Origin of the sequence: Clostridium sp. Marseille-P2415, from assembly GCF_900155545.1 — a bacterium.
Classification (GTDB): domain Bacteria; phylum Bacillota; class Clostridia; order Lachnospirales; family Lachnospiraceae; genus Lacrimispora.
This window is the reverse complement of record NZ_LT732525.1, coordinates 445597-466907: the sequence shown is the minus strand read 5'-3', so window position 1 is coordinate 466907 and position 21311 is coordinate 445597. Positions and strand designations below refer to the sequence as shown.

Below are 21311 nucleotides of genomic sequence, written 5' to 3'. Positions count from 1 at the left end.
GCATATCAATTGCACAATAAAAAAAAGAAAAAAGTTCTGTTATAGAAAAAAGTGAACAATGGCATGTAAAACTGTGCGTTGATATCGTGTGGGTCAGATGCTATTATGGCAATGCGAAAAAAATTCGCACCACAAATAAACTCTTATGGGAGGTATGAAATGAGAATTAAGAAAATGCTTGCAGCTGGAATGGCCGTGACAATGGCGGCCTCTGTCATCTTAAGCGGATGCGCCTCAAAGACTGCAGAAGCACCAACCACGGGTTCCGGCTCAGCTACCGGGGAAACAACGGCGGAAAATGAGATCAAAAAGCCGGAAAAGATTACCGTTTTGGTAGACGGAACGGTAACAACCAAGATTAACAACAGAGATGCCTTTGAAAAAAGGTGGGAGGAGCTTACCGGAATTGATCTGGAGTTTATACAGCCGGATCATGACGCCTACTATGATGTGGTTGGCCAGACCTTTGCTTCCGGTCCTGAAAACTGGCCCGATGCAATCATTCTGTCTTCTTCCTATTATACCGGATATGCGCAGGAGGGTGCGCTGTGGGACATGACAGATGCCTGGGAGAATTCAGAGTTAAAGGCTTCCGGACGTGTAACAGGTGAGGATGTAATTGATAATATGAAGATTGACGGGCACTTATATGGCTTCCCGGTTACCAGAGGAAATGGCTGTATCACCTATGTAAAGAAAGCTTGGCTGGACAACTGCGGATTAGAGGTTCCTGAAACCTATGACGAGTATTTGAACATGCTGAAGGCATTTACAGAGGGCGACCCGGATGGGAACGGAGTCAATGGGGACACCTACGGCGTTTCCGCGCCTGGAATCGTTGGAACAGAGGCTCCCTTTGTAAACTATCTGCCGGAATTCTATCAGGATGCATACCCTTCCTTTATAAAGGGAGATGACGGCGTATGGTACGACGGATTTACAAAGGATAATTTTAAGGAAGCCCTGACAAGGCTGAGAGAAGCCTATGCAGCCGGCTATATCGATAAGGAAACCCTGACCAACGGCAGCAAGGATTGCCGCAATAAATTTTATGAGGATAAGTTTGGTGTATTTACTTACTGGGCAGGTACATGGGCAACCAATTTAAAGAGCAATCTGGAGAAAAACGGAAAAGACGGCGGGCTGGTAGCATTGAAACCTCTCAAGGAAACAGGTACTTATATCGAGAGGATTCCTCCTGTATGGGCAATCACATCTGCCTGTGAGAATCCGGAGGGCGTGTACAAATATCTCATCGAATCCATGCTGGATGGAGGAGATATGCAGACTCTGTGGACCTACGGTGTGGAAGATGTCCACTGGTCAACAAAGGCGGAGACAATACTGGATAATCCATATGGGGATGGCGTGTTCCATTTAAAGGAAAGCCTGGAGGTTCCAGGAACCCAGTATACAAAACAGCACATGGATCCCATGCTCTCCATTGTGAAATGGGATAATAATCCGGGGGAAGATACTGTTGAGAAATCAGCCAGGGAATCCCAGACCATGTTCAATGAAAACTGCCGCCAGGCCCAGATCGTTCCTTCCACTGAGGTAATGGCGACCTACAACGGAGATTTGACCACGTTAAAGAACTCCATCATTGCGGACGTTGTCGTCCAGGGAACCTCCATCGAAGAAGGTTATAAGCGCTTTGAGGCTGAGAACGGGGCAAAATGGTCCCAGATGATCGTTGATTCCCTGAATGAACAGGCATCTGCAAAATAGTTCAGGAAGGTAGAGTATGAGTAAAATAAAGAAAAGGCCTGCAGCAAACGCTGCAGGCGAAAATAAACGTCCTCTGCTTGTTTCGGTTTATTATTACAGAGGATTTTATATGATGTTTCTTCCTGTCCTTATTTTTGCAGTGGTCTTTCATTATCTTCCCATGTTTGGGATACGGCTTGCCTTCTATACCTACAAAGGCATCAAGGACCCTGTATTCGTAGGCCTGGCAAATTTTCAGAAGATGATTAACATGCCAGGGTTCTGGAGTGCTTTCGGCAATACCATAACCTTAAGCGTGATCAAGCTTCTGTTAAATACTTTCATGGGAGTTATGCTTTCTCTTATGCTCAATGAGCTCAGATCCCTGATATTCAAAAAGTTTTCCCAGACGGTGGTATATCTTCCCCATTTCATGTCATGGGTAGTGACTGCCTCCGTCTTTACCTTGATTCTCTCTCCGACCAGTGCCGGACTGATCAACTCCATATTAATGAAGCTCGGCATTGTAAAAGAAGGAGTCTATTTTCTGGGTAATCAGAACTGGTGGCGGCCGATGTTTTACATCATCAACATCTGGAAGGATACCGGCTGGGGAACGATCATCTTCATGGCGACGCTTGCCGGGATCAGCCCGGAGCTTTACGAAGCTGCCTCCATGGACGGGGCAGGGCGCTGGAACCAGATGCGTTACATCACCCTGCCAGGTCTTTCCAATACCATCATCACGGTTCTGATTTTAAATCTTGCCAAGGTCATGAACTTATTTGAATCCGTATTCGTACTGCAGAATGATGCGGTCGTTCAGAAGGCGGATGTACTTCAAACTTATATTTACACACAAACATTCAATTCCGGCGCTCTTCCTGACTACGGCTATACCACAGCAGTGGGCCTGACCTCCTCACTGGTAGGCTGCTTCCTTGTCCTGATCTGCAATAAGGCAAGCCACAAGGTCCGCGGAAGAGGAATTGTATAGGGGGGAGAAAGAAAATGAAAAAGAAAGCGACCGCATTTGACTATGTGCTGGTGTTGATATTCGTGCTCATAAGCTTTATCATGATTATCCCCATTTACAAAGTCCTTATCGACTCCCTGGATTTAAAAACAGCTTACGGTATGAAGCTGCTTCCGGAGGAGTTTGGTTTGGAGGGATACATTTCCGTATTCACAAACCCGACTCTGTACCGGCCATTTCTGGTATCCTGTCTTACCACAGTGGCGGGGACCTTTACCGGCCTCACCATTTCCACTCTGGGAGCATATGTCCTGATCCAGTGGAAGATGCCGGGCAGAAATTTTTTTGCAAACCTTCTGCTGTTTACGATGATATTTAACGGCGGTATGATCCCCACCTATCTGGTGATGAAGGGGCTTCATCTGACCAATACCCTGTTTGTGGTAATTCTTCTTCCGGCCATCAATGTCTACAATATGGTCCTGATGAGAAATTTCTTTGAAGGAATTCCGGTAAGCCTGTTTGAATCCGCGGAGATAGACGGCTGTTCCCCCATGAGGATATTCTTCGGGATCGTCCTTCCTCTTTCCAAGGCAGCTCTTACGGCCATCGGTCTGATGTATGCCGTAGGTTACTGGAATGACTACACCAATTATAAGCTTTATATCACGAATGAAAACCTTTACAACTTCCAAATGAAGTTAAGGTCTGTTATAATGGGAAGTGATCTGCCGACTGCAGTTGGTGGCGCAACGGAGAATACGGTGAAAAATGCTGCGGTTATCGTTGCAATCCTGCCCTTTATGATCATATATCCGTTCTGCCAGAAATACTTTATTCAGGGCGTCAACATCGGAGCCGTAAAGGAATAGCGGCCTGGCAGGGAAAGGGGCAGAATGTCTGTCCCTTTTTCTCTGTATTTAACCGAATCAAATAGCGAAGCGGACTGCGAATATCCGCTTGACTAAAATTTCAAAACGGGGGTAATAACAATGTATCAGAATCCGATTTTGTATGCAGATTATTCAGATCCGGATGTCATCCGGGTGGGAGAGGATTACTATATGGTGGCCTCTTCCTTTACCTATCTTCCAGGGGTTCCCCTTCTCCATTCCAGAGATCTGGTCCACTGGGAAATCATCAACTATTGTGTCCGCTCTCTTCCCTTTGAAAAATACGACAAACCTTCCCATGGTTCCGGAACCTGGGCTCCGTCCATCCGCTTCCATGACGGGATATTCTACGTGTTTGTTCCGCTGCCCGATGAGGGGATCTTTGTGGCAAGGTCTGCAGATCCTTATGGAGAGTTTGCCTTGAACTGCCTGCATCCGGCTAAGGGCTGGATCGATCCATGTCCCTTCTGGGATGACGATGGGAAGGCTTACATGGTATTTGCCTACGCAAATAGCCGCAGCGGCATCAAGCACCGGCTGGATCTGGTGGAGATGGACTCCCAGTGCACAAAGCTCTTGGGAGAGCCGGTCACTATTTTTGACGGAAAGCAGCTGGGGCCTACCACGGAAGGGCCGAAGCTTTACAAGTACCGGGGATATTATTATATTCTGATGCCTTCCGGAGGCGTGGCAAACGGCTGGCAGTCCGCTCTGCGCGCAGAATCTGTCACAGGGCCATATGAATACCGGATCGTCATGCACCAGGGGAATACGGATGTAAACGGTCCTCACCAGGGAGGCTGGGTGACAGGGACCGACGGACGGCACTGGTTCATCCATTTCCAGGATGTGATCGAGCTGGGCAGGATCACCCATCTTCAGCCACTGTGCTTTAACGCAGGATGGCCCTTTATAGGAAGCGAGCAAAACGGGGATGGCATCGGAGAACCGGTGAAGGAGTGGGATATTCCGGCCGAAGGACAGCCGGAGTACCGGATTGCCCAGTCCGATGATTTTAGCGGGAACCGCCTGGGCCTTCAGTGGCAGTGGCAGGCAAACCCGCAGGATTCCTTCTATTCCCTGAAGGGCCATTCCGGGATCCGGCTTTCCTGTCTTGCGAACCCGGCAAGAGAAAATCTTTTATGGTATGCCCCCAACGCCATGACCCAGATTCCGAAACATCAGGCCTTTTCTGCGGTAACAAAGGTAAAGCTTAAGGGAAAGAAGACAGGGGATATGGCCGTTATCGGCATGATCGGCCATTCTTATGCATACATGGGGCTGATGAAGACGGAGACCGGCAATCAGCTTGTGCTCTATTCAGGAACCGTGATACAGAAGGAATATGAGGGAGAGGCAAAGGAGATCCGGGAGGTTTCCTGCCCCTGTGAGAAGGATACGGTTTATCTTAAGGTGGAAGTATTCCGGAACAAGACCTACCGGTTTTTCTGGTCTGCGGATGGGATACGCTACACCCCCATAGGAGGGGCCAATTCCCTGCGCAGGGCCACCTGGACCGGAGCAAAGCTCTGTCTCTGGAGCTCAAACAAAAACAATGTAATTTCAGAAGGGTACGGGGAATATGATTTCATACACATCGAAGACAGAAGCAGCTGCGAAACAGGCCTTTGAAGCAGCCGAAAGAGGAGATGAGGCGGCAGTGATCCGTCTGATCGATTACTCCTTCAATACGGAGGACTGCGATGAAGAGGGAAACGGTCTGCTTCATTACGCAGTAAAAGGTAATAATTTAAAGCTTATAAAATATCTGGTGGAAAAATGCGGTATGGATCCCACATGGGCCAATCAGGCCATGGTGACGCCCTATGATCTGGCCCGCAGACGTTTGACCGGAGGGGAAGGTGGGGGCCTCATTGAAGAATATTTTCAGTCGGCCTGCGGTTTTTCCTATGAGAAATGCTACCGGAATCCGGTGCGCAGGGGAATGCATCCGGACCCCAGCATCGTTCGGGTGGGGGAAGACTACTATATGGTCAACTCCAGTTTCATCTATTTTCCCTGCATCCCCATTTCCCATTCCAGGGATCTAATCCACTGGAAAAGCATCGGATATGCGGTGACGGACCGGAAATGGGCGGAGGAATACTTAGGGGAGCTGGAGGGCGGGAGGGGCTTTTGGGCTCCGGATATCAGCTATCATAACGGAAGGTTCTATATCTGCGCCACCTTGAGAAGGAACGACGATGCCCCCTTTATCCAGACCCAGATGGTCACCAGTTCCGGGAATCCGGAGGGGCCTTACGAAACACCGGTCATCCACAATGTACTGGGGATCGACCCCTCTATTTTTACCGATGACGATGGGAAACGGTACATGCTTTTAAACCGGGGAGCCCGGATCATGGAGATATCAGAGGACGGAAAGCAGATTCTCTCAGAGCCGTCTCTTATATGGTACGGTCATTCCGGCCATGCGCCGGAGGGGCCCCATATAATAAAAAAGGATGGATACTATTACTGTTTTCTTGCAGAGGGAGGAACGGGGAAAGGCCACATGATCACTGCGGCAAGGTCAAAAAGCCTGTTTGGCCCATATGAGGACTGTCCCTATAATCCCATTTTACAGCAAAAGGATGAGATCGGAAGCATTCAGTGCTGCGGCCATGGAAAGCCGGTCCGGACACCTGACGGAAGATGGTTCATCGTATACCTGTGTTCCCGCTTCTTAGACGGCCGGTGGGGAATGTTAGGCAGAGAAACCTGCCTGGATGAAATGACCTGGTCAACCGATGGCTGGCCTGTCATCAACCGGGGAAGAGGGCCATCCTACATGGCAGCTTTGCCGTTTCCGGAAACTCCAGGACAGAATATTGAGGGGCAGGCAGCCGAGGTATGGCTTTCCCCCAGAACAAAAGATCCGGAGATCATCCGTGAAGCCGACGATGGAACCTTATGGATCAGGGGGGATGGGCTGGACCTGTATCAGAGGGAGTGTAAGAGCCTTCTTGTGAAGTGCCAGCCGGATTTCCGCTTTTCCGTGGAATTTGAAATGAGTTTTCCCGATGAGGGATTGGAGGAATTTACCTCGGATGCAGGTGTGACCCTCTACTATGATGAGAATACTTACATAAAATTCGGCGTGACAAGAGACCGGGTATTTGTATCCGAATATGTAGACGATACCTATGTAAGGACAGAAACAAAGCCATTCCGGTTTCATGGCCCGGTAACATTCCGGGTGGATACAAACGGACTTGTGAGAACCTTTTTATTAAACGGAAAGCTTCTGTGGCAATGGACAGATGTGACATCCATCTGTTCGGAGGGCCTTGTAAAAGGCAAGCGCTTTACAGGAGCCATGTATGGAGTGTACGTAAATGGCAGCAATCTTTTATGCTGGAGACAGCACAGTGAAATTCAATAAGATATCCACCTATCCCCAGACCGGGATTTCCCAGGCAATGTTATTATACTTAAAGGATTCCGTGGAAATGAAAAGCTTTGCCCAGAATGGGCGCAGTACAAAATCTTTTATTGACGAGGGGCGCCTGGGTCTGATCGAAAAGGAGATAAAGGAAGGAGATTTTCTCTTTATCCAGTTCGGACACAACGATGAGAAAGACGATCCGGCGAGGCACACGGATCCGGATACTACATTTCCGGAAAACCTCATGCGGTTTATCAATGCCGCAAGGGACAGGGGAGCCTGGCCGGTCCTCATAACTCCTATTGCAAGAAGGCTTTTTGATGACAGCGGAGTCTTCCTGCCGGGAAGCCATGGCGCTTATCCGGAGGCGGTTAAGCGGACCGGAAGAAAGGCAGGCGTGCCTGTTATCGATCTGACAGCGATTACGGAAAAATATCTGGCAGCTTTAGGGGACCTGGCCTCAAAGGCCTATTTTATGTGGCCGAAGGACAATACCCATTTAAAGCCTGAGGGAGCAGTCCTTATGGCCGGTTTTCTCTGTTATGAACTGCAAAAACTGGGGTCCCCCTATGGGGATATCCTGGAAAGCCGGGGAGAGCGGACGGAAAACACGGGACTTGATGTCTCCTAGGGAGCGGATTATGGAAAATTATGAAGAGATGGAGCACCGTTTTGTCCGGTGTTATCAAAAGTATGGGAATCATTCCGTCATGGTTCTTCTGGGCTTTTACAAGGGCCAGTATAACAAGTTCCTGATTTCCACCTTCTTTTTTGTGATCAAGCATGTCCCCAGCCTTTTTCGGCCCTGCTGATCGCCAATGTGATCAATGGGGCTCTGGAAGGAGGATCTGTTCCAGTACCAACTGAAGCTTATTATCAATAGCTTCCAACTGTTCCTGCTGATTAAGAATCATCTGAATCAAGAACGTTTTATTTAATGTATTCAGTTGATCTTCTGTAAACTTCACCGCCATAATAGACCTCACTTTCGTTAATCCTATTATAGCGCAAGAAGTCCGTTTTGGCGAATTGTGCTTATTTTTTGATTCGGCATAATGCCTATGGATTCAAGAGCTTGAGGCTTTGATGCAGCCCGACTATTTTACTATCTTTCCCAATTTGCCAGTTTTTTGTATAAAAGCGCCTGGCGAACTCTCCTAAGACGATAGTAATAATTGGCTCTGGTTATGCCATTTATAGTAAGATAATCTATTGCAGCTCGAACACGTTGTTCAATTGTATAAGGAGATTTGGACATAAAATAATTCCTCCAAAGTAGTAGTACTTTTTATATTTGTACTGTCTACTTAAGAGGGATTATATCACATTACGGTCACTGGCTGCCTGGGGCGTATTGGAACTACGACTCAGGCAATCCATATCGTTAAATACTTAGATTTATAAACTAAAGAAGCCGCCATAAATGGCGACTTCACGTTTACAAAATTACTGGGATATCTCCCACGTTTACAACGTCATAATAACATAAAATAATTGAGTTGTCAAACGTATTTTTGTAAGCAGTATTAAGATATGCAGAGAACATTTAGATTATGCCGCAGGATTTTAGTTTATCATGAATTTCTTTTATAATAACTGGTTTCACATCACCAAATTTTTCAAAATGTACCCTGCACAGGCTGATTTGTGTGATACGTGTAACATTAGCCCAGCGGATCATTTTTGGAAAACCGTATACCATATCCACTTTTACATTGTAGTCCATGCTTTTATAGTTTTGATACCTGGATTAGACATCCATAAAGACAATATCTCTATTAAAATTAAAGGTTCTCTACCCGAAGAAATTAAAAATGTTAGTATTGCAATATATAGTTGGTATGTTTCAAATGACCGATGCGAATCAATTTAAATTACCTACAGTTGAAATAATAATACCGGATGTTGTAGAATTAGACGCAGAAATCGTAGAAATAATTGTAATTTTGACGTTTTTTCGTAATATTGCAAAATATTCTAGAATAATCTCTTGATATATGATATATTTCATTATATTAGAATGAATTCTACTTACTTCTAATTGAAAATTATTATTTATAACTGGAGGATACAAAAGATGTATTGTAAAAATTGTGCAAAAGAAATTGACGACAAAGCAGCCATATGTCCGCATTGCGGTGTTTCCCAGGTAACTGCTCCACAAGTGGTTGATAATGGCGGTATTGGCTGGGGGCTTTTAGGCTGCTGCATTCCACTCGTCGGGTTAATTCTATTTCTGGTTTGGAAAGATACGAAGCCGAAAACTGCAAAAGCTGCAGGTATAGGTGCCTTAGTCAGTGTCTGTTGTGTTGTTCTTTTCTATGCATTGATATTTGGACTGGGAATTATGGGTGCAATCGGAAGTTCGGTCTATTAAATCCAGCGGCCCGTACTTGTTATGAGTGGTTTTTTTTACCGATGGCTGCCGGTTGTCTTTGGCTGCCATTGCAGGGCGGAACGTTCATTTTTTCTGCATGGAAAGCAATTCCCTATTTGTGCCAGATGTACCGGCGAATTGGCGGGGATATTAATTTCAGGAATAACCTATGGGATGTATCACCCACCAATCTTATATGCCGTAATTTTTTTAATTCCCATGATATTGGACGGTGGGATTCAATTATTGACCACATATGAAAGCACTAATATCAGGAGATTTTTGACCGGTCTGTTTTTTGGGTATGGTCTCTGTCGTCTGCTTCTGGCAAGTATTATCGCTACATATTGGTATGGATATCATTTCAGGTGAGTGCTTTGAAACAAAACCTCAACACAATGTCCCGGATCAATGGAAGATGGAATGAGTCAATATATATCAGAATCTAAGAAGATGAATGTGAATAAAGTGCCGGAAGAAAAGAATATAAAATAGGTGACAGATAAAGGGTGACGCCATTGTTAAAAGGCGTTGCCCTTTGTCTGTCATTATTTCTAAACGGGCAGCATTGCATGGCAGGCAGCTGTGATTTTACAAAAAAAAGTTTACAGCAGAATCAAATCCGTGTATAATCAAATATTACAAATGTAAGATTAAAGGAGAATCATTTTGCGCAATCATAAATTACAAAAAGATAAGAATTTTTTAAGTCTCCGATTGCTGGAACGGATTCCAAGGCTGGCGATCCTGTGTATTTTTTTTGGATTCCTGTTTCTGGCACTCATTTTCCGTTTATACCGTCTTCAGATCATAGAAGGGGCAACGAACCAGGAAGAGTTTATGAGTTCCATTATGAAGACCCGGAGAATTGCGGGAAGCCGGGGAAATATTTATGACAGGAATGGGAAATTACTTGCTTCAAACCGGCTTTCCTATGATATCACCCTGGAGGATTCCCAGAATTACAGGACAAAAAAAGAACGTCAGAGATCCTTAAATGGAATTGCCTGGCAGCTGATCCGCCTGGTCCGGGATGAGGATAAGCTGAATGCGGTTCTGCCCATCTCCGTGGATGAACAGGGAAACTATGCTTTTACCGACGAAGGGTGGAAACTCAGCCGTTTTAAAGCTGATTTCTATGGAAAAAGCTCCGTGGATGATTTGACAGAAGCGGAAAAATCCAAAACAGCGGAAGAACTCATGAAAGAATTATGCGGCGAAAAAAAGTTCCTGATCGGAGAAACTTACACAGAAAAGGAACAGGAGCAGTACGGACTGCCTCAGTCCCTTACGCCAAAGGAGGTCCTGCAGATTGCCAATATCCGTTACGGCCTTTCCCTGAATTCATACCGAAAATACCTGCCATATCTGGTTGCCTCGGATGTATCCGAGGAGACCATGGTGGCGGTATTGGAAAAGAAACGCAGCCTGCCGGGGGCAGATATCCAGGAAAGCAGCGTCCGTGTTTACTACGGAGGAGAAAGTCTTTCTTCCATATTAGGATATACCGGGCCGATTTCTGCCGAAGAACTGGAAAAGGGAAATCAGGAAGGTTCTGTTTACACGAACCAGTCTGTCATAGGAAAGGGCGGAATCGAGAAATCCATGGAAGGCTGGCTCCGGGGCCAGGATGGTATGGAACAGTTCTACACAGACGTAGTGGGAAACCCGAAATCGGAACCGGAAATCACCAGGGAAGCGCAGACCGGGAAAGATGTTTACTTAACCATTAATATGGATTTACAGAATGCAGTTTATCAGATGCTGGAACAGCAGATTGCCGGTATCCTTCTTGCCAATATGACGGAGAGCAAAAGGGCGGACATGCCGAAAGCAGCCGATGCCTCCCAGATCCGGATATCATCCGATGAGGTGTACTTTGCCTTGTTAAAGAATCATGTGATCGATACCGGGCGATTACAGGAAACGGATGCGACAGACTTGGAGAAGGCTGTCTATGAAACATTTGTTCAGAAGAAAGAACAGGTTTTCCGCGAGCTGTCCGATTCCTTTGATGCCTCCGGTGCCGGGTATGAATCCTTAAGCAGTGAGTTAAAAGGCTATCACGATTATCTGCTGAATTCTGTTCGGAAAGAAAAATTTCTTTCGGAAAAAAGCGGGTCCTGGGACAGGAAGGAAAAAAGCTTCCGCCAGTATCTTGACGATTGCATAGCAAATGGCTGGATCGACTTAAGCCAGGCGGAAACATCTGAAAAATACGTGACACTTGAGAATGGGGAACGCATGGCAGAGGAGAAGATCATAGCAGATTTAAAGGAAGATCCCGAATTTGATTTACAGATTTTTCAGGCAATGATAGAGGAAGGCTCTCTGACCGGAGAGGATGTGGAAAAACTCCTGTATGAACAGGGGGTACTGCCAAAAGAAGACCCGGATTATGCCCTTCTGCTAAACGGGCAGCTGAATGCATGGCAGTTCATACGAAGAAAAATTAAAAATCTGGAGATTACCCCTGCCCAGCTGGCATTAAATCCCTGTTCAGGGTCAGCGGTGGTGGTCAGCCCCCGGGACGGGGAGGTGCTGGCCTGCGTAAGCTATCCGGGCTATGATAACAACCGGCTGGCAAATCAGATGGATACGGCCTATTATCAGAAGCTTGCGGCAGATTTATCCCTGCCCCTGTTTAACCGTGCAACCAGCCAGCTGACGGCTCCGGGGTCCACCTTTAAGCCGGTAACGGTAATCGCAGGACTGAACGAAGGGGTCATAAGCACGGATACCAGTGTGGTATGTACCGGCATATTTGATAAGGTAGAGCCGGCTCTGCGCTGCTGGAAGCGGGCAGGACACGGTCCGGTTCTTTCCAGTGCCGATGCCCTTAAAAATTCCTGCAACGTTTATCTGTCCGAAATCACATACCGGTTAGGAACCGAAGCGGATGGGACGTTTTCGGAAGGGAAAGGATTAAGTAAGCTTCAGGAATATGCCGGTTTGCTGGATCTGGATAAAAAGACGGGAATTGAAATCGGAGAGGCGGAACCCCATGTGACAGATCAGTTCGCCATACCCTCTTCCATCGGACAGGGAACCCATAACTATACGACTACACAGATCGCGCGGTATACCGCAACTCTGGCCAACCATGGGAGCAGTTATGATCTTTCTCTTCTTTATAAGATTACAGATGCGGATGGGAACACAGTCCAGTCCTTCACGCCAAAGCTTCAGAGCACCGTCTCACTTCCGGACTATATATGGAATGACGTGGCAAAGGGTATGAATGAGCTGGTAAAAACCAATGCTTCCTTAAAAGACTTAAAAATCAATGCAGCCGGTAAGACCGGAACGGCTGAGGAAGCCAAAAACAGGCCAAACCACGGACTTTTCATAGGATATGCACCGTTTGAAGACCCACAGATAGCCATAGCGGTACGGGTCGCCAACGGCTACAGCTCCGGCAATGTGGTCGGGATAGGAAAAAAGATTTTTAATTATTATTTTCAGCTGGAAGATCCTGCTGATATCCTTACCGGAACTGCTTCCAGCGTATCCAATAATCTGCGGACAGATTAACAGGAGGTTTATATGAAACGTAGAAAAAGGAGATTTCTGTTCAGTACCGTTTGCACACTTCTTATCCTGCTCGCCGGATTGGCAGGAGCGGCCCTGTTCTTCCGTATCCAGGGAAAAATCGGGTTATCAAAGAAAAAGCCGGATGCGTTGTTCCAGGAATACGTGGACTGCCTTTCCAGGGCGGACTATAAGGCCATGTATGGGATGTTAAATGAGCAGAGCCATTTAAACATCAGTGAGGAGGATTTTATCACCAGGTACAAAAATATCTTCGAGGGAATAGAAGCTTCCGGTATAACCGCCCAAATCAGGCAGGTAGAAGAAAAAGACGGGGAAGCAACGGTCAGCTACAGCATGAGCCTGGGAAGTGCTGCAGGGGAAATAAGCTTTAACAATCAGGTGAAATTCCAGAAGGAAAAGAAACTCGGTTATAAGATGGTATGGAGTGACAGCGTGATTTTTCCGGAGCTGGAGCGTTCCGACAAGGTGAGGGTATCAACGGACAAAGCGCAGAGAGGACGTATCTTTGACCGGAACGGACTGCTTCTTGCAGGAAAAGGGACGGCCTCTGCCGTTGGCCTGGTTCCCGGAAAAATGAGTGAGGATTCCGCCGGAGATCTGGAGACCCTTGGGAGCCTTCTTGGGATATCCCCGGAAGGGATCGGGAAAAAGCTGTCTGCCAAGTGGGTAAAAGAGGATTCCTTCGTACCGTTAAAGACCATAAAAAAAGTGGATGAGTTTCGTTTAAATTCCGAGGAGCCCCGGGAGGAGGATGTTAAAAATAAAGCACTCCAGGATGAGCTCCTGGCCATACCCGGAGTTCTGATCACAGATACGGAGGTCCGCGGTTACCCCATGGGGGAAAGCGGGGCCCATCTGGTTGGATATGTCCAGAATGTGACGGCAGAGGATCTGGAAAAGCATCCGGGAGAAGATTATCTTTCAGACAGCGTCATCGGAAGAAGCGGGATGGAATCATTGTTTGAGAAAGAGCTGAAAGGAACCAATGGGCGGACGATCACCATTGTTGATTCCAATGGAACGGTCAAGAAAACGCTGGCTGCAAAGTCACGGGTAGACGGAACGGATATCACTCTGACCATTGACAGCACCCTTCAGACCGAGATCTATCAAACATTTAAAGATGATAAGAGCTGTACGGTCGCCATGAATCCTTATACCGGCGAGGTGCTGGCCCTTGTCAGCACGCCGTCTTACGACGACAATGATTTTATTCTTGGGATGTCGGAAGAAAAATGGGCGTCTTTAAATGATGACGAGAGAAAGCCCATGTTCAACCGGTTCCGTCAGAGATTTGCCCCGGGATCTTCTTTTAAGCCCATAACCGGGGCGATCGGACTCTCCACCGGAGCCATTGATCCCAATGAGGATTATGGAAATGAAGGGTTAAGCTGGAGAAAGGATGAAAGCTGGGGAAATTACTATGTTACCACCCTTCATGATTACAGCCCTGTCATACTGGAGAACGCGTTTATTTATTCGGATAACATTTATTTTGCAAAGGCTGCCTTAAAAATCGGTTCTGACGATTTCATGGCCGGTCTGGACAAACTGGGCTTTAATCAGGATATTCCTTTTGACATATCCGTGGCTAAGTCCCAGTATTCCAACACAGAACGGATCGAAACCGAGGTGCAGCTGGCTGACAGCGGATACGGCCAGGGCCAGATGCTGGTAAATCCCATACACTTGGCATCGCTTTATACCATGTTTAACAATGATGGAAATGTCATGAAACCGTATCTGCAATACAAGCCGGAACCAAAGCCGGAAGTCTGGCTGCCGGACGCATTTTCCCCGGAAATCACGGAGCGGATCAGGACTGCCCTTTGCAAAGTGATCAGCTCAGAACACGGAACCGGACGTGGGGCAAACAGAAATGATATTGAGCTTGCAGGCAAGACGGGAACGGCTGAGATCAAGGCCTCGAAAGGAGATACAAGCGGTACGGAGCTCGGCTGGTTCGCTGTCTTTACGACGGATCCAAAGCTGGAGACTCCCATTCTTCTCGTCAGCATGGTAGAGGATGTGAAGAATTTGGGAGGGAGCGGATATGTGGTAAAAAAAGACAAAGCCGTATTGGATGCCTATATTCCAAACAAACAATAAAAAAGAAGGCTGCTGCACCGGCGGAATCAAACCGGTGTGGCAGCCTTTTTACGGTGATTGGGTATAAATACCTTTATCATTCAGAATATTCAATGTGATTTTTCCTGCTGTGCTTCCATTGGCCGAAGACTCGTCCTGAATGTTGGTTGCAAACACATAGGTTTCCTCCTCTGCCTCCACAAAGCCGATGAACCAGCCGTTTACATTTTTTCCTTCCACGTTCCCGGTTCCGGTTTTTCCATACAGGGAAGCACCGTCTGCGGAAGAAAGGAATAAGGAATTCTTTACCGCCGTTATATTTTCCGGCTGGAACGGAAGCTTACCCTGACAGAAACGGGCCAGCAGCTCCACCTGTTCCACCGGTGAAATCTTTAAGGAGGATTCGAGCCAGTAACGCCCCAGGCCGCCGGATAAGTCTCTGTTGCCATAACCGATGCGGTCCAGGTATCGTTTTAAGCCGGAAAGTCCGGTTTTTTCATCCAGCGAAGTAAAATACCAGTTGACCGAATGCTCCATGGCACTGCCGAGAGTCTGGTCATGGTTCCAGGCTTCGAAAGGGTATCTGGTTCCGTCCCAGTTAAGCGAGGAAGAGGCCGGTGTTATAATTCCATTTTCCAGGGCAGCTAAGGCGCTGTAGATTTTGTAAGTGGAATCCGGGGAAACTCTCCTTGTTCCGGCTTCCCGGTCATAAATGCAGTAACGCCCTGAATTTAATCCGTACAGAACAAAACTGCCTTTATATCCGCAGAAATAGGAGGTTAAATCCAGTGCTGTTACATTTTCTGCGGAAAAATCATATTCCGTACCGGTATAGGCGTTTGCGGACAGCGCCGGAGTACAGCCAAGTACCAGCACTGCAATGGCGGTAAAGAGGAATCTGCTTTTTATCTTACACCACCTGGATTCCCTGCGGTAACCGGCAATGTTTAAGATGCGCTTTTTTATTTCCTTTCCGGAGCCGCCTATTCCGGCTGCAGAATAGGAAAAGCGGGAGATTTTTTCTGCAAAATTAATCAGCGTGTTTCCATAATCCAGATAGCTGTCCTGATCCAGCAGGGACAGGACCGATGAATCACAGGCGATCTCCCGGTCGCTGCGCATTTCATTGAGGGCAAACCAGACGAGCGGGTGGAACCAGTAAATGATCTGTGCCAGAGCCATAAGCCTGTTTACCAGAAGGTCTTTGTGTTTGCAGTGCAAAAGCTCATGGAGAAGGATATAACGGATATCCTTTTGGGAAAGCTCCGAAAGCATGTGGATGGGAACAATGATGCAGGGCTTCCACAACCCAACTGCAATGGGAGCTTTTAAATAGGCACTGCTATAGACAGGAATCTCTTTTTTAATTCCGGACTCTTCCATGCATTTTGTATATAAGTCCCGTATCTGTTTATTCTGAAGGAGAAGAGAGGATTTTTTCAGCTGCCTGATTTTCCGGTTGGAATGAGCGGTAAAACCGGCCATCCATGCCATACCGGCGATCCAAATGCCGATTACGGCAGATGGAAGGACCGGAGGGGCCATGCGGCTTACGGAAACTGAAAAATCCTGAAGGAGACTTTCGGTGGCGGCTGCGGTTTTATAGGCTGACGCTATGGTTTCGGCATTCTTAGACGGAAAGGAACCGCCAAGATACCCAAGCAGCTTATAAGCATGTCCCGGACAAAGAAAAGAACAGGGCAGAAATGGGACAGTCAGTACAAAGAGGAAGAGAAACCAAAGATTGTATTGGGTTCTTGCGGTCAGATGATGCCTGAATACTTTCCTGATCAGCAGGAGTGCGGCAAGCAGAACGGTCAGGACCATGCTGTTTAGAGAAAGGCGTGCCATAAGTGAAAAGAGCATAATCAATTTTCCTCCTCATGCCTGTTAAGAAGAAGTTTTCTTAGTTCTGCCAGATCCTCGTTTGACACATGGTCACTGTTGATATAGCTGGTTACCATACCGGAAATCTTGCCATTGTAGAAGCGGTTTAAAAAATGGTCATTTTCTTTTTTTAAGTATTCTTTTTCTTCCAGAAGCGGGGTATAGACAAAAACACGGCCTTCCTTTTGATAGGTGATGGCTCCCTTCCGGACCAGTCTCTTTAGCAGCGTGTGAATGGTCTTGGGGTTCCAGTCGGTGGTCTTTGCCAATTTGTCCGTCACTTCGTTGGTACTGATGGGGGCATAGCTCCATAATATCTTCATTACTTCATACTCTGCTTCGGAAATTTGCGGCAGATGATTCATTTATGATCTCCTGTTCTTACAAGTGTAATAAGAACATTATAAGAGCATGGAGCCGGCATGTCAATGGGAGCTGCCGCTCCTCCTTTTATTTTACAGGTGTGCTGAGACCGGCTACTTCATCTACCGGAAGGGAGAAGGCAATGGCATGTTCCCCGGTTTCTTTTAATACCGTTTCGCAGATGGATTTCAGTACCGCCTGTTTATCGGTTTCAGGGACCAGGATTAACAGAATTTCCTTTTCATTGGAGAGGGTCAGCCCAAAAAGTTTTTTTGAAGTATCCGTGCCCAGTTCTCTCGCTTTTACCAGCGTTCCGCCCTTACAGCCGGCATTTCTGGCAGCCTCCATAATGGGGGTTGAAAGGTCCGTATTGATAACAGAAGCTATTAGTTCATATCTGATCGTATCTGGCATAGAGCAATCCTCCTTGAGATAATCTGTAGATGTGGGCGGCTCCCCTTCTGTCCGGCTTTCCAGCAGCCTGGAAGCAGCGGCGCTGATTCCTGACAGGGGGATGGTAAACACAATGCCGTATCCCGGCTTTCCGAGCTCCAGTCTGTCATGGAGAGCGGTTAATAAGCGTTCGGAAGCTGTTTTCCCGGCTATGCCGATCACCAGGTCTTTTTCCGGTTCATCAAGTCCCAGGCAGTCTTTGACCGCGGAGCTTGCAGTCCCGTGGCCTCTGATGATGAGAAGCAATTCCTGATGATGTTCTTTGAAGACAGAAGCTGCTTTTTCTCCTTTTCCCCGGTCTACGATAACGGTGATCCAGTTTATTTTATGATTCGAAGTCATCAGCCTCCTCCTTTCCTAATTCGATAAATTCCATGTCCATATCGAGCGGCGGCATGCCTGCGGGAACGCCGGCTTTCTTTGTCTTATAATTGTAAGAAACCCCGATCAGCTGAATGATGATGAGGGGGGTCATGGCGACCATGGCCACGATTCCAAAGGCATCGGTCACAATATTTCCTCCCAGGGCTTCGCAGGCTCCCATGGCGAATGGAAGCAGAAAGGTGGCTGTCATGGGACCGGAAGCCACACCTCCCGAATCAAATGCAATGGACGTAAATATCGGCGGGACCACGAAGGACAGTCCCAGTGCCAGTGCGTAGCCGGGAAGCAGAAGAGCCAGAAGAGGAAGCCCTGTCATGACCCTTAGAATGGATAATCCGAGGGAGATGGACATGCCAATGGATAATCCGGTCATCATGGTTTTTTCCGAGATGGAACCTCCTGTGATGTCCTCTACCTGTTTGTTTAACACCTGTACGGCAGGCTCCGCTTTTACGATAAAGTAACCGATGAGCATACCGATGGGTATCATGATCCAATTGTAAGGAAGGGCTGCAAGCTGCTGTCCAAGGTAATTGCCGGCCGGCATGAATCCAACATTGACTCCGGTTAGGAATAGGGTCAGCCCTATATAAGAGTACATCATGCCGATCAGGATTTTAATCACCTGTCTTTTCCTTAGCCTCAGAAAGAAAAACTGAAAAATGAGAAAGAACAGCAGAATGGGAAGGAGCGCCAGAAAGACTTCCTTTGCATAATCAGGAAATTTATGCTGGAATGCCAGCCAGAGGTCCTGGGAATTGTTGATGGATGGAATCACCATGGGCTCATAGCTGCTTGCAGAAGACTCATAGGCCAGCCCCAGGATCATGACGGAAAGGATCGGTCCCACAGAACAGAGGGACACCAGCCCGAAGCTGTCGCTGTCTGAATTTTTGCCCCGGCCGATCGTGGAAAGTCCTACGCCCAGAGCCATGATAAACGGTACCGTGACCGGTCCGGTCGTAACGCCGCCGGAGTCAAAGGCCACAGCCAGGAATTCTTTCGGAACAAAAAAAGCGGTCACAAAGAGTATGGCATAGCAAACCATAAGAATATGGGACAAACTCCAGCCAAACAGTGTTCTTAAAAATGCCAGTGCGAGGAATAATCCTACGCCTGCAGCCACGGAGAGAATGAGCACCATATCAGGCACGGCCGGCGTCTGTCCGGCCAGGACCTGGAGATCCGGTTCGGCAATGGTAATGATAAAACCAATAATAAAGCATGCAAAAACAATCAGAGGCAATTTCCTGGATTTTGCCAGATGGGCACCCGTTTTTTCTCCGATGATCATCATGGACATATCCACACCCAGTGTAAAAAAGCCCATTCCGACGGTTAATAGAGTTGCTCCTACCAGAAACAGCATCAGAGGATCCAGCGGCATAGGGGTAATCGTTATGCACAATACCAGCACGATGCATGTAACGGGCAGGACAGATGATAGGGATTCAATGATTTTTTCTTTTAACTTTTGATTCAAGTATATACCTCCTGTTGTCCGTTTTCTAATATGATAGGGATTCTTAAGAATGATAACCGGCACAGAATTGTGCCTGAGCCTGCAGGCTCTGTCAGATTACTTATAGTTTAACACAGAAATAGTTGCGGATGCAACTAAAAGTTTGTTAGAGCTTTGTTAAGATATCATCCGGTTTCAAAAAAGCATAGGATGGAAATGATATGGAAAAAGAGCTGCCCGCGGACCGTGGTCCGCCAGGGCAGCTCTTTGTGTATTATGCTGCAGGTTTATCCTCTGCTGCGAGGGAGGAATGATTCTTCCCTTTACCCAGAACGCAGGTATAAATAAAAATTCCGAGACAGGCAGCCGCAAACAGGATACCGATCGGATAGGCAATGCCGGTGGAAAGCCGGAATCCTTCTTTTGCAATCAGGATATAAGTACAGGATACCGCTGACATAAAGGCAGCCGGAAGAGCTGTGATCCAGTAAAAACATTTCCGCCGGTATAAGTACACGCTTGCGGACCACAGCGCGATCATGGCCAGGGTCTGGTTGCTCCAGGAGAAATACCTCCATACGATCTGCACATCAAACTGAGTCAGTACGGAACCGATCGCCAGAAGCGGAACCGTAAGGATCAGCCGGTTTTTTACGGGCTTCTGATCCATTTGGAACCAGTCGGCCAGGGTCAGTCTGGCGCTTCTGTAAGCGGTATCAGCAGAAGAAATGGGGCAGGCAATCACTCCGATCATAGCGATGACCGCACCCACCGGTCCTAAAAGCTTAAAGCAGATTTCATAAACTACGCTGGATTGCCCGTTGCCAAGTGCTGTCAAAAGGCCGCCGGTGCCGTTGTAGAAAGCAACGCCTGCAGCCGCCCAGATCAGGGCGATTACGCCTTCTGCCACCATTGCTCCGTAAAACACCGTGCGGCCGTCCTTTTCATTGGTGAGGCAGCGCGCCATGAGCGGAGACTGGGTCGCATGGAAACCGGAAATAGCGCCGCATGCAACGGATATGAACATGGTAGGCCAAATAGGAGTTCCTGACGGATGAAGGTTTGATAAGGTGATTTCAGGAATATGGTAACCTTTTAAAAGAATGGAACCTCCCACCCCCAGCGCCATAACGATCAGACAGATACCAAAAAACGGGTAAATCTTACCGATAACCTTGTCAATAGGGACAAAAGTCGCGATAAAATAGTAGATCAGTACGACAGCAAGCCAGAAACGGGAATCAAGCACATCCGGAGTCAGCATAGCCAGCAGATTCGCAGGGCCGGTCGAGAAGCTGACCCCCACCAGGACCAGCAGGACAACAGAGAACACACGCATGACCTGCTTCATGGTATTGCCCAAATAGGTCCCTGTAAGCTCGGAAACGCTGGCACCCTTATGGCGCATGGACATCATGCCTACCATATAGTCGTGGACGCCTCCGCCTAAAAGGGTGCCTAAGGTGATCCAGAGAAATACGCTTGGCCCCCAGCAGGCCCCTGCCAAAGCTCCGAAAATGGGCCCCAGACCTGCAATGTTCAAAAGCTGGATCAGAAAGATTCTGGGGGTTCCCATTGGTACATAATCACTTCCGTCTGTCATGGTCAGAGCGGGGGGCTTTCTGTCATCCGGACCGAAAACCTTTTCCGTAACCTTGCTGTAGGTCAAGAAGCCGATGATCAGCAGCGCCAGGCAAACAAAGAAACTTATCATATTCATACCTCCTGTAAAATATTATGAAAACCATTCTTACCTACCGATTATACTATAATAT

17 protein-coding genes are annotated in these 21311 nt (G+C 47.4%); 11 read left to right on the top strand and 6 right to left on the bottom strand.

The window, feature by feature from the left end; all coding sequences use genetic code 11:
• The first annotated feature begins 159 nt into the window (after positions 1 to 159).
• The 7 genes from BQ9856_RS02270 to BQ9856_RS24435 all read left to right on the top strand — a co-directional run bounded on the left by BQ9856_RS02270 (position 160) and on the right by BQ9856_RS24435 (position 7779).
• The gene (locus BQ9856_RS02270) at positions 160 to 1731 is read left to right on the top strand and encodes an extracellular solute-binding protein (RefSeq protein WP_077609528.1); all 1572 of its coding nucleotides are present in this window, start codon (positions 160 to 162) and stop codon (positions 1729 to 1731) included.
• Positions 1732 to 1747: 16 nt separating this feature from the next.
• Complete coding sequence (locus BQ9856_RS02265) at positions 1748 to 2707, top strand: ABC transporter permease (RefSeq protein ID WP_077609527.1); 960 nt, start codon at positions 1748 to 1750, stop codon at positions 2705 to 2707.
• Between the two features lie 14 nt (positions 2708 to 2721).
• Positions 2722 to 3558 carry a carbohydrate ABC transporter permease gene (locus BQ9856_RS02260; RefSeq protein WP_077609526.1) on the top strand — a complete coding sequence of 279 codons (837 nt, stop codon included), beginning with the start codon at positions 2722 to 2724 and terminating at the stop codon, positions 3556 to 3558.
• Between the two features lie 120 nt (positions 3559 to 3678).
• Positions 3679 to 5211: a glycoside hydrolase family 43 protein gene (locus BQ9856_RS02255; RefSeq protein ID WP_442855461.1), complete on the top strand. Its 1533-nt coding sequence runs from the start codon at positions 3679 to 3681 to the stop codon at positions 5209 to 5211.
• On the top strand, positions 5162 to 6964 hold the full coding sequence (locus tag BQ9856_RS02250) for a family 43 glycosylhydrolase (protein WP_077609524.1): 1803 nt from the start codon (positions 5162 to 5164) through the stop codon (positions 6962 to 6964). Before BQ9856_RS02255 ends, BQ9856_RS02250 begins: the two co-directional genes overlap by 50 nt.
• Positions 6918 to 7598 carry a rhamnogalacturonan acetylesterase gene (locus BQ9856_RS02245; protein WP_077609523.1) on the top strand — a complete coding sequence of 227 codons (681 nt, stop codon included), beginning with the start codon at positions 6918 to 6920 and terminating at the stop codon, positions 7596 to 7598. The genes BQ9856_RS02250 and BQ9856_RS02245 overlap by 47 nt, the downstream gene beginning before the upstream one ends.
• Before the next feature lie 10 nt (positions 7599 to 7608).
• Positions 7609 to 7779: a hypothetical protein gene (locus tag BQ9856_RS24435; protein ID WP_159441923.1), complete on the top strand. Its 171-nt coding sequence runs from the start codon at positions 7609 to 7611 to the stop codon at positions 7777 to 7779.
• Between the two features lie 12 nt (positions 7780 to 7791).
• Here the strand turns inward: BQ9856_RS24435 and BQ9856_RS24430 are convergent, their stop codons facing one another.
• Complete coding sequence (locus tag BQ9856_RS24430) at positions 7792 to 7941, bottom strand: hypothetical protein (protein WP_159441922.1); 150 nt, start codon at positions 7939 to 7941, stop codon at positions 7792 to 7794.
• A gap of 1103 nt (positions 7942 to 9044) precedes the next feature.
• Here BQ9856_RS24430 and BQ9856_RS02230 point away from each other — a divergent pair.
• The 4 genes from BQ9856_RS02230 (at position 9045) to BQ9856_RS02215 (ending at position 15008) form a co-directional block, all read left to right on the top strand.
• The gene (locus tag BQ9856_RS02230) at positions 9045 to 9344 is read left to right on the top strand and encodes a zinc-ribbon domain-containing protein (RefSeq protein ID WP_077609520.1); all 300 of its coding nucleotides are present in this window, start codon (positions 9045 to 9047) and stop codon (positions 9342 to 9344) included.
• Between the two features lie 21 nt (positions 9345 to 9365).
• A complete protein-coding gene (locus BQ9856_RS02225) occupies positions 9366 to 9716 on the top strand; it encodes a DUF2085 domain-containing protein (protein WP_077609519.1) in 351 nt (116 codons plus the stop codon).
• Positions 9717 to 10013: 297 nt separating this feature from the next.
• A complete protein-coding gene (locus BQ9856_RS02220) occupies positions 10014 to 12878 on the top strand; it encodes a penicillin-binding transpeptidase domain-containing protein (protein ID WP_077609518.1) in 2865 nt (954 codons plus the stop codon).
• Between the two features lie 12 nt (positions 12879 to 12890).
• Positions 12891 to 15008, top strand: coding sequence for a penicillin-binding transpeptidase domain-containing protein (locus BQ9856_RS02215; protein ID WP_077609517.1), 2118 nt, complete (start codon positions 12891 to 12893; stop codon positions 15006 to 15008).
• 48 nt (positions 15009 to 15056) lie between these two features.
• Here the strand turns inward: BQ9856_RS02215 and BQ9856_RS02210 are convergent, their stop codons facing one another.
• From BQ9856_RS02210 to BQ9856_RS02190, 5 genes are all read right to left on the bottom strand, one after another.
• Entirely contained in the window at positions 15057 to 16853 is a 1797-nt protein-coding gene (locus BQ9856_RS02210; RefSeq protein ID WP_077609516.1) for a BlaR1 family beta-lactam sensor/signal transducer, read from the bottom strand.
• Positions 16854 to 16855: 2 nt separating this feature from the next.
• Positions 16856 to 17239, bottom strand: coding sequence for a BlaI/MecI/CopY family transcriptional regulator (locus BQ9856_RS02205; RefSeq protein WP_077609515.1), 384 nt, complete (start codon positions 17237 to 17239; stop codon positions 16856 to 16858).
• Positions 17240 to 17324: 85 nt separating this feature from the next.
• Positions 17325 to 18032 carry a hypothetical protein gene (locus BQ9856_RS02200; protein WP_077609514.1) on the bottom strand — a complete coding sequence of 236 codons (708 nt, stop codon included), beginning with the start codon at positions 18030 to 18032 and terminating at the stop codon, positions 17325 to 17327.
• Positions 18016 to 19557, bottom strand: a complete 1542-nt coding sequence (locus tag BQ9856_RS02195; protein WP_077609513.1) for a DUF1538 domain-containing protein — start codon at positions 19555 to 19557, stop codon at positions 18016 to 18018. Before BQ9856_RS02195 ends, BQ9856_RS02200 begins: the two co-directional genes overlap by 17 nt.
• A 253-nt stretch (positions 19558 to 19810) precedes the next feature.
• Positions 19811 to 21250, bottom strand: coding sequence for a carbon starvation CstA family protein (locus tag BQ9856_RS02190; RefSeq protein ID WP_077609512.1), 1440 nt, complete (start codon positions 21248 to 21250; stop codon positions 19811 to 19813).
• Positions 21251 to 21311: the final 61 nt, after the last annotated feature.

Bases quoted from the DNA above. Each gene is read 5' to 3' on its own strand.
- BQ9856_RS24435 (WP_159441923.1), top strand. From the start codon at position 7,609: ATGGAAAATTATGAAGAGATGGAGCACCGTTTTGTCCGGTGTTATCAA.
- BQ9856_RS02255 (WP_442855461.1), top strand. From the start codon at position 3,679: ATGTATCAGAATCCGATTTTGTATGCAGATTATTCAGATCCGGATGTC.
- BQ9856_RS02230 (WP_077609520.1), top strand. From the start codon at position 9,045: ATGTATTGTAAAAATTGTGCAAAAGAAATTGACGACAAAGCAGCCATA.
- BQ9856_RS02190 (WP_077609512.1), bottom strand. From the start codon at position 21,250: ATGATAAGTTTCTTTGTTTGCCTGGCGCTGCTGATCATCGGCTTCTTG.
- BQ9856_RS02260 (WP_077609526.1), top strand. From the start codon at position 2,722: ATGAAAAAGAAAGCGACCGCATTTGACTATGTGCTGGTGTTGATATTC.
- BQ9856_RS02265 (WP_077609527.1), top strand. From the start codon at position 1,748: ATGAGTAAAATAAAGAAAAGGCCTGCAGCAAACGCTGCAGGCGAAAAT.
- BQ9856_RS02270 (WP_077609528.1), top strand. From the start codon at position 160: ATGAGAATTAAGAAAATGCTTGCAGCTGGAATGGCCGTGACAATGGCG.
- BQ9856_RS24430 (WP_159441922.1), bottom strand. From the start codon at position 7,941: ATGGCGGTGAAGTTTACAGAAGATCAACTGAATACATTAAATAAAACG.
- BQ9856_RS02245 (WP_077609523.1), top strand. From the start codon at position 6,918: ATGGCAGCAATCTTTTATGCTGGAGACAGCACAGTGAAATTCAATAAG.
- BQ9856_RS02250 (WP_077609524.1), top strand. From the start codon at position 5,162: ATGATTTCATACACATCGAAGACAGAAGCAGCTGCGAAACAGGCCTTT.
- BQ9856_RS02215 (WP_077609517.1), top strand. From the start codon at position 12,891: ATGAAACGTAGAAAAAGGAGATTTCTGTTCAGTACCGTTTGCACACTT.
- BQ9856_RS02225 (WP_077609519.1), top strand. From the start codon at position 9,366: ATGAGTGGTTTTTTTTACCGATGGCTGCCGGTTGTCTTTGGCTGCCAT.
- BQ9856_RS02210 (WP_077609516.1), bottom strand. From the start codon at position 16,853: ATGCTCTTTTCACTTATGGCACGCCTTTCTCTAAACAGCATGGTCCTG.
- BQ9856_RS02205 (WP_077609515.1), bottom strand. From the start codon at position 17,239: ATGAATCATCTGCCGCAAATTTCCGAAGCAGAGTATGAAGTAATGAAG.
- BQ9856_RS02200 (WP_077609514.1), bottom strand. From the start codon at position 18,032: ATGACTTCGAATCATAAAATAAACTGGATCACCGTTATCGTAGACCGG.